This window comes from Aminobacter sp. LjRoot7 (genome assembly GCF_964252895.1).
GTDB lineage: Bacteria > Pseudomonadota > Alphaproteobacteria > Rhizobiales > Rhizobiaceae > Aminobacter > Aminobacter aminovorans_B.
In genome coordinates this window covers 38,394-54,882 of sequence record NZ_CAXUPX020000015.1, presented here as the reverse complement: position 1 = coordinate 54,882, position 16,489 = coordinate 38,394, and the positions used below count along the sequence as shown (strand labels likewise).

The following is a 16,489-nucleotide window of genomic DNA, read 5'->3' as shown; positions in this document are numbered from 1 at the left end:
GGCGCTCAATTGCTCTCGTGCCAGGTGCGGCCGTCGCGCTCTATCAGCGCGATCGAGGCCGACGGACCCCAGGTGCCAGCGGTGTAGCCCTGGGCTTCCTGGCGGCTGCCTTCCCAGGCGTGCTGGATCGGGTCGATCCACTTCCATGCCGCCTCGACCTCGTCGCGGCGCATGAACAGCGTCTGATTGCCGCGCACCACGTCCATGATCAGCCGCTCATAGGCATCGGGCGCGCGTCCGTCGAAGGACTGGGCGAAGCTCATGTCGAGCGGGATCTGGCGCAGGCGCATGCCGCCCGGGCCCGGGTCCTTGATCATGATGAACTGCTTGACGCCCTCATCAGGCTGCAGACGGATGACCAGCTGGTTGTTGAAGATCGGCCCGGCGCTCTCGCCGAAGATCGAGTGCGGGATCGGCTTGAACTCGATAACGATCTCGGAAACGCGCGACGCCAGCCGCTTGCCGGTGCGCAGGTAGAACGGCACGCCGGCCCAGCGCCAGTTGGCGATTTCGGCCTTGATGGCGACGAAGGTCTCGGTGTTGCTCTCAGCACCCAGCTCCTCGATGTAGCCCTTGACCGGGCCACCGGCCGATGCGCCGGCGCGATACTGGCCGCGCACGGTCTGCTTCGGCGCCTCGTTGCCGTTGACGCGCTTCAGCGCATTGAGAACCTTGAGCTTTTCGTCACGCACCGCATTGGCCTCCATCGAGGCCGGCGCCTCCATGGCAACAAGGCAGAGCAGCTGCAGCATGTGGTTCTGCACCATGTCGCGCAGCGCGCCCGCCTTGTCGTAATAGGTGACGCGGTCTTCCAGGCCGACTGTCTCGGCCACCGTGATCTGCACGTGGTCGATATGGGCCGAGTTCCACAGCGGCTCGTAGAGCGCGTTGGCGAAGCGCAGCGCCATCAGGTTCTGCACCGTCTCCTTGCCGAGATAGTGGTCGATGCGGAAAATCTGGTGCTCGCCGAAGTCGTCGCCGATGATGTCGTTCAGCGCCTTGGCCGACTCGAGGTCGCGGCCGATCGGCTTTTCCACGACAATGCGAGAATCCGGGGTGACCAGCTTGTTTGCCTTGAGGTGGTCGGAGATGTCGCCGAACAGGCTGGGCGCCACCGCGAGATAGAAGACGCGGATGCGCTTGCTGTCGGCGAGCGACTTCTTGAGTTCGGCAAAACCATCGCCCGACTTGGCGTCGATGGTGACGTAGCTCAGCCGGTCGAGGAAGGTCGCGAGCTCCTTTTCCTCGATGTACTCGGGCTTCACATGATCCGAAATAGCCTTCTTGGCGAAGGCCCGGAATTCCTTGTCATCCATCTTGGTGCGCGACGCGCCGATGATGCGGGTCGGCTCGGAAAACTGGTGGTCGCGCTGGCGGTGATAGAGCGCCGGCAGCAACTTGCGTTCCGACAGATCGCCGGTGCCCCCGAAAATGATGAAGTCGAAGGGATCGACGGGGATGATCTGGCTGGTCATGTTCTATCCGTTTTCATGACGGTCGCGATGTCGACGACCGATATATGCTAATCGATTTAAAAGCACTAGCCCTAAAGCCAGCGCCACGGTGTCACACGCGAAGATTTGATAGTGGTCCAGACGAAGCCGTGGCGCCAGCCGGATATCGGTTGTTTCGTGGCGGCAAGGCGCGTGCCAGTACACGGTGGTGCTGACAGGCATCTCGGCCAAAGGCCTTGGCTTCAAGTCAGAAGCGTTTCCAAGCCTATCTGATTGGCTCCAGCAGCGCGTCGATCGTGTCTTCGCGATCGGCAAGTGCCGGCCCGGCCGAGAGGCTTTCCGGTCCGCCAGCCACGACAGCAGGAGGTGCGGGACAAACCGGCGGGACGGGAACCGTGCCGTCGTTGAATGGCGCTTCGCGCGCGGTGACCGTCGCGCACATGCGCTCGATGCCGGCCTGAAGTTGCAGCGAGTAATCGAGCGGTCGCGCAAGCACCGCCGTCTGCGTGCCGAAGTAACGCGACTCGCCGTCGAACACACCGCCGGCGAAGATGTCGCGGAAATATTCCAAAAGCCGACGCTGGTAATCGACCGGGGTCGCCGGCTGCCGCGGCAGATTACCGAAATCGTCGCTGCGCGGATATTGCGCCGAACCGTGGCAAGACACGCACGAGCTGATCTGGTTGTCGGCCGGGCCGTTGACGCGCCCGCCCCAGCCGAGCTCCTTGCGCGCGGGCCAGCCGTAGATCTTGCCCTCGAGCGTGTCGTTGAGCACGTTCTGGCGCAGTTGTCCCGGCGGCGGCACGAAGCGGTCGTTGCCCCAACTCAGCCCGACCGGCACCAGCTTTTTCCATGGATCGGTGCCCGGTTCGTCGCCCTGGTAGACGAAGGTGCCGAACACCCATCCGGTTTGCAGCGAGCGCGGATCGCGCACGGCCATGTCGATCTGGTAGAGACGCAGCTTGCCGATGCGGTTGGGCGCGCGGCCGATGTCGCCGTCCCATTCCGGCGCGCCGGCGAGATAAGGGATGTCGGTTGCGGTGGCGGTGGTGAACAGCAGCTTGAACGACGTGGTGCCGACAGGAAAATAGATGTCGTCGATCTTGGGGCTGCACGGATCGCTCCACACCTTGGCGAAGGTAGTGGCACCGAGCGCGTTGTAGAAGCCGACCGCCCAGGTGTCGAAGGACTTGGTCACGCCTTCGGCAAGCTGTTCCGGATCAGTGGCGCGTTCCTTGGTCAGGCCGTGCAGGAACTCACGCCCCGAATTGCCCGGATGCATCCACAGCGCATGATACCAGTTGCGGGTGTTGTTGTTTGCGACCTTGAAGTCGACGGCGATGTTGCCCTCGAACGAATACTCGAGCACCGCCTGGATATAGGCGCGCCAATCCTGGGTGAAGTCGATCGACAGGAAGGCCGGAAGCGGCTCGCTGGTGCTTGCAGGAAAGTCGAAGCGGCCCTTGAAGCCTTGTGGCTCGGTGAAGCCAGGCGGTATGCCGCGTTTCTGGTTGTAGCTCGGCACGACGCATGCGGCAGTTGCTGCTTGCTGGAAGCCGATGAACAGACCTGTGCTTATTGAAAACAATGCAAATAAGAAACGAAGTTTCATGTTTGCGTCCCCCACCCAGAGGCAGGCATTTACTTTAGAATTATTTGAACAGTGCCGCAAGCCGAGCGTCGGCCGGCAGTCGCTTGTCTGTTGCTGACTGATGCGTTTTCCGTTTCGATAAGGGGCTGGTGACAAGGTTCGATTCGAAGGGACGTAACGTGGCGGACAGGCTGAAGGACAAGGTCGCGATCATCACGGGCGGTGCCGCCGGTTTTGGCGAGGGCATGGCCAGGCGTTTTGCCGAGGAGGGCGCCAAGGTCGTCGTCGCCGATCTGAACTCCAGGGAGGCCGAGCGGGTCGCGGCCGAGATCGGCAACGGCGCGATCGCGGTTACCACCGACGTGTCGCAACGCTCCGAATTCGATGAACTGGTCTACGCTACCAAGAGCGCCTTCGGCCGCATCGACATCATGGTCAACAACGCCGGCTACACCCACCGCAACGGCGACCTCGTGGATGTCGAGGAAGACGTCTTCGACCTGATCACCGCCGTCAACATGAAAGCGATCTACCATGCAGCGCGCGCGGTGGTGCCGATAATGGAGCGCCAGGGGGGCGGTTCGATCCTGACTACAGCCTCGACTGCCGGCCTCAGGCCGCGTCCGGGGCTGACCTGGTACAACGCCTCCAAGGGCTGGGCGATCACCGCCACCAAGTCGATGGCCGTCGAGCTGGCGCCCAAGAACATCCGCGTCAATTGCCTCTGCCCGGTCGCCGGCGAGACCGGCATGCTGGAGAAATTCATGGGCAAGGACACGCCCGAGATCCGCGAGAAGTTCAAGGCGTCGATCCCGCTCGGCCGCTTCTCGACGCCGCTCGACATCGCCAATGCGGCGCTGTTCCTGGTCTCGGACGAGGCTTCGCTGATCACCGGCGTTGCCATGGAAGTGGATGGTGGGCGCTGCATTTGAGCATTTCTGCCGCCAGGTAACCGCGCTTTCGACCTGAAATTGTGGTCGCAAAGCTTGACCGCTGCTGCCTGAACCCTATTCCAATGGCTCAAAACCAATGGGAAACGCCATGCACAGGGTTGCGATCAGCGGTACCGGCATCTTCACGCCGGAGGAAGTCATCACCAACGCCGAGTTGGTGGCCTCCTACAACGAATATGCCCACCGCCAGAACAAGCTGCACGCCGACGCCATCGAGGCCGGCGAGCGCGAGCCGATGGCCATGTCGTCGGAAGAGTTCATCGTCAAGGCGTCCGGCATCGAGCGCCGCCACGTCGTCTCCAAGTTCGGCATCCTCGATCCCGGCATCATGCACCCGGTGCTGCCCGAGCGCGCCGAGGACGAGCTGTCGCTGATGGCCGAGATTTCGGTCAAGGCAGCCGACAAGGCGATGAAGACGGCGGGCCTGACCGCAGCCGACATCGACGCGGTCATCTGTGCCGCCTCCAATCACGAGCGCGCCTATCCGGCTGTCGCCATCGAGGTGCAGCAGGCGCTCGGCATCAAGGGCTTTGCCTTCGACATGAACGTCGCCTGTTCCTCGGCGACCTTCGGCATCCAACTGGCAGCCGACATGATCCGCACCGGTTCGGCCCGCGCGATCCTGATGGTCAATCCCGAGATCACCTCCGGCCACCAGGAATGGCGCGACCGCGACTGCCACTTCATTTTCGGCGACGTCTGCACTGCGGTCGTTTTGCAGCGCGCTGACGAGGTGAAGGCGGACAATGCCTATGAGGTGCTGGCGACGCGGTGCCTGACCGAGTTCTCCAACAACATCCGCAACAACAATGGCTTCCTGCGCCGCACCCGCGAAGGCCATATGGCCGACCGCCGCGACATGCAGTTCCACCAGGAAGGCCGCAAGGTCTTCAAGCAGGTGGTGCCGATGGTGGCGGAACTGATGCTGAGCCATCTCGCCGAACAGGGCATCGAGCCGCAGAGCCTGTCGCGGCTGTGGCTGCACCAGGCCAACAAGGGCATGAACGACCTGATCGGCTCGAAGGTGCTGGGCCGCGAGCCGAGCCGCGAGGAGCAGCCCAACGTGCTGCAGGACTACGCCAACACCTCGTCGGCCGGTTCGATCATCGCGTTTTCGAAATTCTCCGACGACCTGCCTGCGGGCAGCCTCGGCGTGATCTGCTCCTTCGGTGCTGGCTATTCCGCCGGCAGTGTCATCGTCAGGAAGATCTAGGTATCTGCGCGCAGCCGCTCGACCACCCGGTCGGCCATGCGCTCGCAGCGCCAGCCGTTGAACGGGAACAGTTCGGCAAAGCCGCTCGATAGGCGTTTTTCGATGGCCGCCCGCATCAGCTTGCGGGCGCGGAACAGCCGCGTCTTGACCGTCTCGGGCTTGATCGCGAGCTGGACCGCAGTCTCGTCGATGCTCATTTCCTCGACGTCGCGCAGAATGAAGACGATGCGAAAGGCCGCCGGCAATTCGTCGATTGCCTGTTCGAGCAAGGCGCGTACCTGCCAGCGGCCAAGCTCGGCATCCGCGCCAGGTGGTGTCAGCGATGTCGGGAACATGATCACCTGGCCTCCATTGGCAGCAGCCGCGATATCCAGTTCTTCCAGCTCGGCGACGGGCCGGCGCTTGCGGATGCGCGTGATCGCCTCGTTGAGCGCGATCTTCGTGAGCCATGTCGAAAACAGCGCATCGCCCTTGAAGCTGTCGAGCCGGGTGAAGGCCCTGACATAGGCTTCCTGAACCACGTCTTCGGCCTCGGCGTCGTCGCGGGTGACGGCACGGGCGACGCGGAAAAGCCGCTGGTTGTTGCGTTTGATGAGCGCGCGGATAGCGTTCTCGCCGCCCTGGCGCGCGAGTGCCACCAGCTCCTCGTCGCGGTGCCCGTCGAGATCGACCTGTTGCCGCAAGATTGCCAGTTGCATGCTGTCGCCTCCATTTCGGTCCACTGCTCACGCCTTGCGGACGATGCCCTTGGCGATGATCTCGTCCACCGGCGGAAACCCGTTCAGCGCGATATCAGGCAGCTGCGTCAGCGTCTGGTCTGCCACTGCCGTTTCGACCGGCGCAGGCGGCAAGCCGACCACGATCCGCCCGACCATGCCGGCGTGTTCGTGCGGCACGCAGTAATAGTCATACACCCCGGGCACCGTTAGCGTCACCGAGAAGGTTTCGCCCGGCATCAGATAGTCGGAATCCCAAGGCTTGGCGCTCGCGGGAATGCGCAGCGGCCGCTCGAACATATCGGGGTGATATGCCGTCACCGTATGCGAATTGCCCGCGTCGCGGTTGGTCCAGCGGATGGTCTGGCCAGGCTCGATGTGAATGCCGATCGGGTCGAACCAGACATGCGCTCCGTCGTCCTTGCCATGCATCTCGACGTCGATGATCGCGCCGGCCGAGAGTGCCGGTCTCGCCAGGAGCGCGGCGAGGAAAAGTCCCCCGCCGGCTTCGATCATGCGCCTGCGCGTGACGATCATTTCGCCACCCGTGCCTCGTCGGCCTTGGCTACATGCCACAGCACGACATGGGCATGCGGCTCTTCCACCCCGGGGTGGCCGGCATTGTAGTAGACGCTGACGTGGTCGACATTGCCGCCCGGTGCCGCGAGATCGTCGAAGCGCTTGTCGGGGTTGAGGTCCTTGATCGGCAGCATATAGATCGTGCTGACCAGCTTGCCGTCATGGTCATAGGCAAGGAACGGCCCGGCCGGCAGCGTCGCCGGATCGACGAACAGCTGGCCCATGCCGGGCAGGAAGTCGGGCAGCTTGACCAGGCTGCTCACCGCCTTGAAGGCGCCGGCTGGCGGCGACTTGGCGACATCGGCGGGGATGTTGTGGGCAAGGGCGGGCAGGGCGCTCGCGAGCACGAGGGCAAGTGCGGCGGAAACCAGTTTCATCGGAACATCTCCTGCTGGGCCAACGCACGCTGCGGTGGCTTCAGTCATTGGATGCCGGATCTCGCAAAAGGTTCCCGGAAATCGTCGTGATGCTGCAGCGTGTCGAGGCCTTGCCTTGAGCCCTGCAATGTAGATGCAATCTTTGCGGCGTAGCTGCCCGGGAACATCATCCACAACCTGGGATCAGACATGTCTCTCAGCACTGCCCGCCGCGCTGTCGGCACACTTGCTGTCGCCGCCGCCATCTTCTTGGCCGGCTGCCAGTCGGACGTCATGAAGGGCTATATCGGCCAGCCGCTCGAGTCAGTGATCATCGACTACGGCCCGCCCACGTCGGTGATCGAACTCGGCCGCGGCCAGCGCGCCTATCAGTGGAGCAAGATTACGACAAACGCCGTAGCCGGCTCGACCAGCGGCGAGTACCGCGACACCAGGCGCGGCACGCGCTATGAGGAAATGACGACCCCGGGCTATGTCGAGGAGCAGGAGTGCTTCTACACATTCTACGCCACCAGGTCCGAGGGGCGCTGGTACATCACCAACTTCCGCAAGCCGAAGCTGGAATGCGAGTAACCGCGTGATGCCGTGCCGGTGGAGGCCCTAATGCCGCCACCGGTTTCGGCCACGACGGCCTGAGGACTGACTGAGGGAATACGTGCATGCGCATTTTGCTGCTCGAGGACGAGCCGGAGATGGCCTCGGTGCTGAAGTCGGCGCTGGCACGTCGCAATGTCATCGTCGATCACGTCGCCACGCTCGCAGATGCTGAAGCCGCGGCCGAGTTCGGCCCGTACGATGCCATCGTGCTCGACCGCCGCGTGCCGGATGGCGAAGGCCTCGACCTCATTCCCAAGCTGCGCGCCCTGCGTGTCGATGCGCCGGTCCTGATGCTGACCGCGCTCAGCGGCCTCAATGATCGTGTCGCCGGCCTCGATGCCGGCGCCGACGACTATCTGGTCAAGCCGTTTGCCATCGAGGAACTGATGGCGCGGCTGCGCGCGCTGCATCGCCGCCCTGTCGCGCTCAGATCCGAGCAGACGATAGTCGGCAGGCTCACCTATGATTTTCACCATCGCGAGGCGAGCGTCGGCGACAAGCCGCTGGAGCTGTTGCGGCGCGAACAGCTGGCGCTGGAAGCACTGCTGCGCCGGCCCGGCCGCACCGTCCTGCGCGCCACGCTCGAAGAGTCGGTCTACGCCATGGACGACGAGATCGGCTCCAACGCGCTCGATTCCCACGTATCGCGCCTGCGCCGCAAGCTCGACGACGTCTCGGCCGGGGTCGAGATCAGGGCGATCCGCAACCTCGGCTACCTCCTGCGCGCCGTGGCATGAAGAAGCTGCGCCCCACCTCGCTGCAATGGCAGCTCGTGCGCAAGCTGATCCTGCTGCAGGCCGCGACGCTGTTCGCCTTCGTCGGCCTCATCTGGTTTGTGCTGTTCCTGCTTGAGCCCCGGCTGCTCAGCGACAATGAAACCGCCGTGGAGGCAGTTGCCGGTGCGGTGAGCAGGGATGTCAGCGGAAACCTCATCCTGCGCGACACCGACGACATGCGCGCGGCACGCCAGAACTATCCCAACCTGTGGCTGGTCGTGCGAGACCAGGCAGGCAAGACGCTCCAACAGGGGAACGTACCGGACGCTTACAACGACGGGCATGTCGGGTTGCCCTGGGCACTCGACTACGCGTTCCTGCGCTTTCCGATGCACGATCTGCGCCCTGACGCAATCCTCGCCAATCGCCCGACCGACGCCGGCCGGGTCCAGATACTCACCTCGACCATTCTCTCGCGCATGGAAACGAACGGCGTCGATGTGACATTCCAGCTGAGCCTCGACGGTACGCGCGACGCCAGTGGTCAAATCGACTGGATGAAGATCGGACCGACGGTGGCACTGATCATCGTGGCGTTTCTGGCGCCCTTCTTCATCGTCATGGGCGGCACGACCCTCGTCGTCACGCCGACGGTGGTCCGCCGGGCGCTCGCCGGCCTTGTCGCGACCGCCAGGCAGGCCGGCCGCATCGACATCGACAATCGCGGCGTGCAACTGCCGACCGCCAACGTGCCGACCGAGATCGAGCCGATGGTGCAGGCCTTCAACAACGCACTGTCGCGCCTCGGCCAAGGGTACGACCAGCGCAACCGGTTCCTGACCGACGCGGCGCACGAACTGCGCACGCCGATCGCCATCCTGCGCACCCGCGCCGAACTGTTGCGCGAGGACCCCGAAAGCGGGCGCCTGCTGAAGGACATCGAGCGCCTGTCGCATCTGGCGCAGCAACTGCTCGACCGCCAGGTACTCGACCAGTCGGCAGGCGCCCGCGAGGTCGTCGACCTCGTCGAGTTCGCCCGCCATCTCGCCGCCGATTTCGCGCCGCTGGCGCTTGCCGCCGGCTACGACTTTTCCTTCGAGCCGGCGGCGTCGAGCGTGCTGGTCAACATCCAGCCGTCGCAAATCCAGCAGGCCGTCACCAATCTCTTGCGCAACGCCATCGATCATGGCGGCGGCGAGGGCATCGTTTCGGTGGTGGTGGACGCCAAAGGCGGGCTGGAAATCCATGATGAAGGCCCGGGCATTCCCGACGACGAACATGAGCGCGTCTTCCAGCCGTTCTATCGCCTGCGCCCGCGCAACAGCGGCGCTGGCCTCGGGCTCAACCTTGCCCGCGAGATCGCCCGGCTGCATGGCGGGGGCGTCGAAATCCTGGTTGGCCCATGGCGCGGTGCCCGCATCAGGCTGCAGCTGCCGCTGTGGCAGTCGACGACACCTGGCGCGAAGCCGGATGCTGCAAGGCAGGTCGGCTAAAGCTGCCCCGGAGCCGCCGGTGACAGCGGCGAGGCTCACGGCTTGGGCTTCGCCTTGACCTCGGCGGTAGGCGCGTCGGGCGTGACGGCGGGTGCCGTTGCTGACGGCTTGTCTTGCCCCTCCGGTGCCTGCAGGCCGCCCTTGCTGAGATTGACCGAAATGCCAAACAGCCGCCATTGCCGCTCGACCGGTGCAAACAGCAATTCGAAATCGACCTGCAGCGGCAGAGACGGGAAGTAGCCGGCCATGTGCAGCATGCCGTTGGGTTCGATCTGCGGCATTAGTGTCAGTTGCGGTTCGAGAACGGCGACCGCGCCGAGGTCGAATTCCTGCTGGCGATGGGTGGCGAAGATTTCACTCAGCCTGGCAGCGTTGTTGGCCTGGAAGCCGGGCGCGCCGAGGTCGCGGAGCACTGTGTAGTTGCCGGTCTTGTTGGCCTGGTCGAGCGCGAGGATTGCGCCGCGCGTCAGGATCAGCACGCCGTTCCTGTCGATGTCGGCGGGTTTCGCCGCTTGCGGCTTGTCGGCTTTCGACTTGGCGGTTTGCGCAAGAGCTGTGGTCGAAACGAGCCCCGGCACTCCGTCCGCCAGCAGCGTCAGGAGGATGACAACAATACTTGAAACTCTGGCTTTGGATATCAGCTGATCGCGCATGTCAGGTCATGTCTGCCGGGAAAGGCGGGTGCCCCGCCGCAATCGCCTTGGGGCACCCTGAGATGGGCGCCCATCGCAAGGGCACGCCTGGCCTTGCTTTGGGCACCGGGCCTAAACTGAATGCTCTAGAACTCCCCCATCATGCCGAACCGCGCCGCATGGCTGTCACCGCCGCCATAGGAATAGCCGAGGCTGATGGCGACCGGATTGTCGAAGTCGAGCCGGTGGCTGAGCGAGCCGCCGAAGGCCGTTTCGCCCTTGAAGTGGCCGACATTCGCCGCCCAGCTGGTGCGTCCCGCCGCGGACGGCATCGCCGCACTCGACATGGCGATCGCCGCCGCGATGCCTTGGCGTGCCTCGGTGCGCGTTTCGCCGACCCACTGCGCAGGCCCTCGACACTGGCCGTCGTTGCCAGTGTCGAGACGTCGAAGGCCGACACGGCAAGGTTGCCGCTGGCATCCGAGGTGACAAACTGGATCGGGCCGGTCTGGGCGGCGAGGCTGGCGGAGGATGCGAGGCCGGTGAGTGTGTAGGTGTTGTCGCTATGACCAAGCTTCATCTGGTTGGCACGCGTGGTGACAACACCTTGCCCGATTGCCGTCGAGCCGTCGAAGTTGGCCTGTGAGCCTTGACCGACTGCAGTGGCTTCGCTGGCGTTGGCCGTGGCGGCGGTGCCGATGGCTGTTGAGTTGCTGCCGAATAAATCTAAGGCACGGCCAGCTTCCGCTTGTGCTCCTATGGCCGTGTTACCAGTGCCAAACGCTCGCCCGGCTTTGGCGAGTGAGCCTACGGCTACGGAGTTCATGCTGTTGGCGAGAGAATCTTTCCCCGCGGCCACCGAATCGCGACCAGATGCATTGCTTCTAACGCCGATTGCGACGCCGCCGGCCAAGGCACTTGCCCGGTATCCCAATGCACTGGCATCGTCGCCAAGGGCAACGCTGTCAGACCCAATTGCTGTGGTCTGGAGTCCTCCAGCTTCCGCACGTTTGCCCACCGCTGTTGCTGACATACCATGTGCTTGGCTCAAAGATCCGAAGGCCGTGGCTGCATCCCCTGATGCAGAGGCACCAGGACCACATCCGAAGGTGCTCGTACCCACCGCCATCGCCGTCCCACTGCTCATGGTGCACGTTGCCTGCGCGGCGGCTTCTCCCGCCAGCGCAAGCAACGTGGCAACGATGGCTCCCCCCGCCAATCCCTTGTCGGTCCGCATGCCGCATCCTCTCCCCGCGGACGCCGGTTTCCTTGAGCGGCGTCCGTCATGCCCAGAGGATTCCGGTCGTGGCGATGCAAAGTCCATCCGGCAGATGCCGGATGCCGGCGCATTTTTTCTGGGTGGATCAGCGGGGTTAGTGGTCGCGCTTCAGCGAGGCTGCGCTCTGCAGCAGGGCGATGAGCTGGCTCTGCTTGTGCGTGCCGGTCTTGCGGAAGATCGCTTCGAGCTGCGAGCGCGCCGTGCTGAACTGGTTGCCGTGGCTGATGGCTGCTTCGCGCAGCGAATGACCGGCGGCAAGTGCCGCCGCAAGCCGCGATTCGGCCGGTGTCAGGTCGAACAGGCCGTGCAGGATCTGCGGCGCCGGCACCATTGTACTTGCGCTTGGCATTGTCGCAGTAGTCAGCACCTCAGCCTGGGAAAAGATGTCCAGCGCGGCTCGGCGCAGCGGCAGCACATGGACGATGCAGGCGGGATGCCGCTCGCTGGCTGCGACAGGCAGCGACATCACGGCCGGCGCGTCGGTCATGGACAGTTTGAGCGCGTCCGCGAAAAGGGGCTGGGCGGCGGCATCCGCCAGCGCCAGCCCGCCATGCGCCAGCGGCACGAAGAGATCCGGCATGGCTTCAAGCAGGGTGTTCACGGCCAATGCCCGGCCGCCATGGCTCAACACCGCCGCCGGCAGACCCATCGCCTGGAGTGTCGCCGCCGTACCGTGAGCGCGCTCCAGCCGTAGCCTGGCTGCGATCAATCCGGATCGCGCGAGATGTGGGCGCAGGGCCTGCCACCGCGACATCGTCTCCTTGCTGTGGCGCCCGTCCTCGATATGCCGTTCGAAGGTGAAGACAACGAGTTCGCCGGTCGGCAGCGGAATGATGGTGCCTGCCTGCCAGCCTACTCCTCGCGCCCGCATGAGCTGAGTCGGTTCGTCGGTCAGCTGCATCCACTGCGGAAAATAGTCGTCGGCATGGACGAAGCCGGAGATCGGATTGGCGTGGAAATGGCGCAGGCGTTCGCTTTGCCGCCACATGTCGGTCGTGGCGAATTCCTCGAACACTTCGCGGGTCAGGTCGGTTGCAAGCACGCCGACCGGCCGCTCGCCATCGAACACCAGCATTCCACTGGATGCTGATCCGGAGCCTGCGGCCATGCCTTGCAGGGTCGCGATCCATTGTTCGGGGACGAAGGCCGCTTCGTAGATGCGATCGACCAGTTCGTCCGCCATGGCGCTATATCCTGTCCCTCAGCGCAAACCAGTTGAGGGCGAGGAACAGAAGCGGCGTACGGAAACGCCGGCCGCCGGGGAAGGGCGGTATCTTCAGCTCCTCGATCAGCTTGAGGCGGTCGCGGTTGCCGGCCACCGTCTCGGCGTAAAGCTTGCCGAAGAAGTTCGACAGCATGACGCCGTGGCCGGAATAGCCGCCCATCGAGATGACGTTCGGCATCACCTCGCGCACGAACGGCTTGCGCGGCACGGTGATGCCGACATAGCCGCCCCAGCCATGGGTGATCTCGACATCCTTCAGCGCAGGGTAGATCTCGGTGATCTGCTTGCGGATGTGGATGTGGATGTCCTTGGGGTCGTTGACGCCGTAGATCTCGCGCCCGCCGAACAAAAGCCGCCCGTCTCGCGACTTGCGGAAGTAGCGCACGACGAAGCGGGAATCGTCGACCGACTCGCCGCCGGGGATGACCTTTGAATCCGCGCCCAGCGGCACCGTGGCGCCGATGAACGAACCGATCGGCATGATATGCGAGGCACTCACCGGCTCCAGCTTGCCGCCATAGGCATTGACGGCGATCAGGCATTTCTGGGCGGTGATGGTGCCGCGCGGCGTCGTCACCCGCACCTTGCCGCCGTGGGACGTGATGCCGGTCGATTGCGTGTTCTCGAAGATATGGGCGCTGGCAGCAGCCGCCACGCGCGCGGTGCCGATCACCAGCTTGAGCGGATGGATATGGCCGGTGCCGGTGTCGCGCGTGCCGCCATAATAGTGCGTCGAGCCAAGCCGCTCGGCGGTTTCGCTCGCGTCCATGAAGCTGACATGCGGATAGTTGAAGCGGCTGGCCATGATCTCGGCATGGGCCTTGTAGTCGTCGACATAGCGCGGCTTGTGCGCCACCGACATCTGGCCCGGCATATAGTCGATGTCGATGCTGTTGGCGGCGGTGAAGTCGAGCAGGTGCGCCTTGGCTTCCTCGGCCAGGTCGAACAACGCCTTGGCGCGGGTGAAGCCAAGCTCGCCTTCGAGCTCCTCGGCCCAGGCGCGCTGGCCGGTGCCGAGCTGGCCGCCATTGCGCCCCGAAGCGCCGTCGCCGAAGCGATGCGCCTCGATCAAAACGACATTGGTGCCGGCCTTGGCCAGATGCGTCGCTGCCGACAGTCCGGTGAAGCCGCCGCCGATGATGACGACATCGGCCTGCCTGTCGCCGTCGAGCGTTGGGTACTCAGGTCGCGGACCGGCGGTGTCCTCATACCAGGAAAGGCCAGGCGAGATCGGGGATTGATGGGGCATGATGCGGAGAGGGCTCCGGTAATTTTCGAGCGGATGCAGGCGAATGGCGAGTAGCGAATGGTGAGTAGTGAGTAGTGAAAAGCACGAGGCCCTTCTCTATTCGCTACTCACTATTCCCTATTCGTCCATTCAAACGTTCAGCAGCAGATACTCCCGTTCCCACGGGCTGATCACTTCCATGAAGGTCTCGAACTCGGCGCGCTTGATCGCCGCATAGGTGGTCGCAAACGACTGCCCCAGCAGCGACGTCAGCTCTTCGTCGCCCTCAAACAGGTCGACCGCTTCGAGCAGGCCGCGCGGCAGGTCGATCTCGTCCTCGTTGGCAGTGGTCAGAACAGGCGCTTCCGCCGGCAGCTTGTTCTTGAGGCCGATCAGGCCGCAGGCAAGCGATGCCGCCAGCGCCAGGTAGGGGTTGGCATCCGACGAGGGGATGCGGTTTTCGACGCGGCGGCCGCCCGGATCGGAACGCGGCACGCGGAAGGCGGTGGTGCGGTTGTCGTAGCCCCACTTGTTGTTGACGGGCGCCGAGGCCGCCTGCGTCAGCCGGCGATACGAGTTCACATAAGGCGCAAACATCACCAGCGCGTTCGGCACATGCTTTTGCATGCCGCCAATGAAGTGGAAGAAGGCGTCGGTCTCCGAGCCGTTTTCGGCCGCAAAAATGTTGCTGCCGGTCTTCTTGTCGACGATCGACTGGTGGATGTGCATCGCCGAGCCCGGCTGGCCCTGGATCGGTTTGGCCATGAAGGTGGCATAGATGTCGTGCTTAAGCGCTGCCTCGCGGATGGTGCGCTTGAACAGGAACACCTGGTCAGCGAGCTCGATCGGGTCGCCGTGGCGCAGGTTGATCTCGAGCTGGCCGGCACCCTCTTCGTGGATCAGCGTATCGATCTCCAGGCCTTGCGCCTCGGAGAAATGGTAGATGTCGTCGATGAGTTCGTCGAACTCGTTGACGCCGGCGATCGAATAGCCAGCACCACCGCCGATGGGGCGGCCCGAACGTCCGACGGGCGGGGTCAGTGGATAATCCGGATCGGGGTTCTTGCGGACGAGGTAGAATTCGATCTCCGGCGCGACAACGGGCCTGAGGCCGAGCTTGTCATAGGCCGCCACCACGCGCTTCAGCACGTTGCGCGGCGTGAACTCGACGTTGCGCCCGTCCTGGTGGACGAGGTCGCAGATCACCTGAGCGGTCGGATCGTCCTCCCAGGGCACCACCGACAGCGTCGACAGATCAGGCACCAGCTTCAGGTCGCCGTCGTCCTCGGGATATTCGAAGCCATTGCCGTCTTCGGGGTAGCCGCCGGAGATCGTCATCATGAATGGTGCGGACGGCAGTGCCAGCGCGGTGTTGGAGGTGAACTTGCTCGACGGCATCATCTTGCCGCGGGCAACGCCGGCCTGGTCAGGCGTGATGCACTCTATGTCCTCGATACCGCGCCATTCGAGCCATTCGGAGGCTTCCTTCCAATTCTTCACACCACGCTTGTTTTTCACAAATGCGGGCGTGCGGGCGCGAGCCCCCCGAGTGGTCGGACGGACTTCCTTCTTTGCAGGCGGCATCATTCACCAGGTTGTCGTTGCAGATTGCCGAGTATAGCCGGGCGCCATGAAATAAGAAAAGGGGGGCAAACAGGCGATTCTGCTTGGGTTCGAGCGCAAATCAGCTGGTTTCAGTCCGATTTTCGGCCTAGAGAGCCGCCATGACATCTGCTTTGCCCTCCCTCACCGCCATCGGATTCGATGCCGACGACACGCTTTGGCAGAACGAACAGTTCTTCCGCCTGACCGAAAAGCATTTCGCCGAATTGCTTGCCGATCATGGCGAGGAACAGCAGCTGATGTCGCGCCTGCTCGAGGCGGAAAAGCGCAACCTCGGCACCTATGGCTTCGGCATCAAAGGCTTCACCCTGTCGATGATCGAGACCGCGATCGAGGTGACGGAAGGCCGGGTTCCGGCGTCGGTGATCGAGAAGATCCTGGCTGCCGGCCGCGAGATGCTGAGCCATCCGATCGAGACGCTGCCGCATGTCCACGACACGCTCGAGGCGTTGGCCGGCCGCTATCGCCTGGTGCTGATCACCAAGGGCGACCTGTTCGACCAGGAGCGCAAGCTGGCGCAATCGGGCCTCGGCGATTTCTTCAATGCCGTCGAGATCGTCAGCGACAAGTCGCGCCCGACCTATGAGCGCATCTTCGCCCGCCATGGCGATGGGCCGGCGCGCAGCATGATGATCGGCAACTCGCTCAAGTCAGACGTGGTGCCGGCGATCGAAGCCGGAAGCTGGGGCGTCTACATTCCCCACGATCTGACCTGGGCCTACGAGCATGTCGACGAACCGACGGCGGCCGAGCGTTTCCGCAAGCTCCAGCATCTCGGCGAGCTGTCGGAGCTGCTGAAAAGTCTCGGCTGAC

The 16,489-nt window shown here is 63.9% G+C and carries 16 protein-coding genes and 1 pseudogene; 6 read left to right on the top strand and 11 right to left on the bottom strand.

The genetic code is table 11. The features are described 5' to 3' along the window. Window positions 1-5: 5 nt before the first annotated feature. Both zwf and ACSQ3E_RS28230 read right to left on the bottom strand, forming a co-directional pair. On the bottom strand, window positions 6-1,475 hold the full coding sequence (gene zwf / locus ACSQ3E_RS28235; RefSeq protein WP_310327833.1) for a glucose-6-phosphate dehydrogenase: 1,470 nt from the start codon (window positions 1,473-1,475) through the stop codon (window positions 6-8). A 244-nt stretch (window positions 1,476-1,719) separates the two neighbouring features. Next, window positions 1,720-3,066 carry a hypothetical protein gene (locus tag ACSQ3E_RS28230; RefSeq protein WP_436125207.1) on the bottom strand — a complete coding sequence of 449 codons (1,347 nt, stop codon included), beginning with the start codon at window positions 3,064-3,066 and terminating at the stop codon, window positions 1,720-1,722. A 158-nt stretch (window positions 3,067-3,224) separates the two neighbouring features. On the opposite strand from ACSQ3E_RS28230, the gene ACSQ3E_RS28225 reads away from it, so the two are divergent. Next, window positions 3,225-3,977: an SDR family oxidoreductase gene (locus tag ACSQ3E_RS28225; RefSeq protein WP_436125206.1), complete on the top strand. Its 753-nt coding sequence runs from the start codon at window positions 3,225-3,227 to the stop codon at window positions 3,975-3,977. Window positions 3,978-4,086: 109 nt separating this feature from the next. Further along, the gene (locus ACSQ3E_RS28220; RefSeq protein ID WP_436125205.1) at window positions 4,087-5,211 is read left to right on the top strand and encodes a beta-ketoacyl-ACP synthase III; all 1,125 of its coding nucleotides are present in this window, start codon (window positions 4,087-4,089) and stop codon (window positions 5,209-5,211) included. Here ACSQ3E_RS28220 and ACSQ3E_RS28215 read toward each other — a convergent pair. From ACSQ3E_RS28215 to ACSQ3E_RS28205, 3 genes are read right to left on the bottom strand one after another with little or no spacing between them, the layout of a single operon-like run. After that, window positions 5,208-5,909, bottom strand: coding sequence for an RNA polymerase sigma factor (locus tag ACSQ3E_RS28215; RefSeq protein WP_436125204.1), 702 nt, complete (start codon window positions 5,907-5,909; stop codon window positions 5,208-5,210). The genes ACSQ3E_RS28220 and ACSQ3E_RS28215 overlap by 4 nt on opposite strands. A gap of 27 nt (window positions 5,910-5,936) precedes the next feature. Beyond that, on the bottom strand, window positions 5,937-6,464 hold the full coding sequence (locus tag ACSQ3E_RS28210) for a plastocyanin/azurin family copper-binding protein (protein WP_436125203.1): 528 nt from the start codon (window positions 6,462-6,464) through the stop codon (window positions 5,937-5,939). Next, entirely contained in the window at window positions 6,461-6,883 is a 423-nt protein-coding gene (locus ACSQ3E_RS28205; protein WP_436125202.1) for a DUF5602 domain-containing protein, read from the bottom strand. The genes ACSQ3E_RS28210 and ACSQ3E_RS28205 overlap by 4 nt, the downstream gene beginning before the upstream one ends. 189 nt (window positions 6,884-7,072) lie before the next feature. Between ACSQ3E_RS28205 and ACSQ3E_RS28200 the strand changes: the two genes are divergently transcribed. The 3 genes from ACSQ3E_RS28200 (at window position 7,073) to ACSQ3E_RS28190 (ending at window position 9,689) form a co-directional block, all read left to right on the top strand. Beyond that, entirely contained in the window at window positions 7,073-7,456 is a 384-nt protein-coding gene (locus ACSQ3E_RS28200; protein WP_310327814.1) for a hypothetical protein, read from the top strand. 86 nt (window positions 7,457-7,542) lie between these two features. Continuing rightward, complete coding sequence (locus tag ACSQ3E_RS28195) at window positions 7,543-8,217, top strand: response regulator transcription factor (protein ID WP_310327811.1); 675 nt, start codon at window positions 7,543-7,545, stop codon at window positions 8,215-8,217. Further along, window positions 8,214-9,689, top strand: a complete 1,476-nt coding sequence (locus ACSQ3E_RS28190; protein WP_436125201.1) for a sensor histidine kinase — start codon at window positions 8,214-8,216, stop codon at window positions 9,687-9,689. Before ACSQ3E_RS28195 ends, ACSQ3E_RS28190 begins: the two co-directional genes overlap by 4 nt. A 35-nt stretch (window positions 9,690-9,724) precedes the next feature. Here ACSQ3E_RS28190 and ACSQ3E_RS28185 read toward each other — a convergent pair whose 3' ends face one another. The 6 genes and pseudogenes from ACSQ3E_RS28185 to ACSQ3E_RS28160 form a co-directional block, all read right to left on the bottom strand. Further along, on the bottom strand, window positions 9,725-10,267 hold the full coding sequence (locus ACSQ3E_RS28185) for a hypothetical protein (protein ID WP_436125200.1): 543 nt from the start codon (window positions 10,265-10,267) through the stop codon (window positions 9,725-9,727). A gap of 200 nt (window positions 10,268-10,467) precedes the next feature. Beyond that, entirely contained in the window at window positions 10,468-10,668 is a 201-nt protein-coding gene (locus ACSQ3E_RS28180) for a hypothetical protein (protein ID WP_436125236.1), read from the bottom strand. Window positions 10,669-10,937: 269 nt separating this feature from the next. After that, a pseudogene (locus ACSQ3E_RS28175) lies at window positions 10,938-11,450 on the bottom strand (hypothetical protein); the annotation flags it as partial. A gap of 244 nt (window positions 11,451-11,694) precedes the next feature. Beyond that, entirely contained in the window at window positions 11,695-12,783 is a 1,089-nt protein-coding gene (locus tag ACSQ3E_RS28170) for a helix-turn-helix transcriptional regulator (RefSeq protein WP_436125199.1), read from the bottom strand. Window positions 12,784-12,787: 4 nt separating this feature from the next. Continuing rightward, window positions 12,788-14,074, bottom strand: a complete 1,287-nt coding sequence (locus ACSQ3E_RS28165) for an NAD(P)/FAD-dependent oxidoreductase (protein ID WP_436125198.1) — start codon at window positions 14,072-14,074, stop codon at window positions 12,788-12,790. A gap of 129 nt (window positions 14,075-14,203) precedes the next feature. Continuing rightward, window positions 14,204-15,640 carry a glutamine synthetase family protein gene (locus tag ACSQ3E_RS28160; protein WP_436125197.1) on the bottom strand — a complete coding sequence of 479 codons (1,437 nt, stop codon included), beginning with the start codon at window positions 15,638-15,640 and terminating at the stop codon, window positions 14,204-14,206. Window positions 15,641-15,777: 137 nt separating this feature from the next. Here ACSQ3E_RS28160 and ACSQ3E_RS28155 point away from each other — a divergent pair, with 137 nt between their 5' ends. Continuing rightward, window positions 15,778-16,488, top strand: coding sequence for an HAD family hydrolase (locus tag ACSQ3E_RS28155; RefSeq protein WP_436125196.1), 711 nt, complete (start codon window positions 15,778-15,780; stop codon window positions 16,486-16,488). Window position 16,489 lies beyond the last annotated feature (1 nt).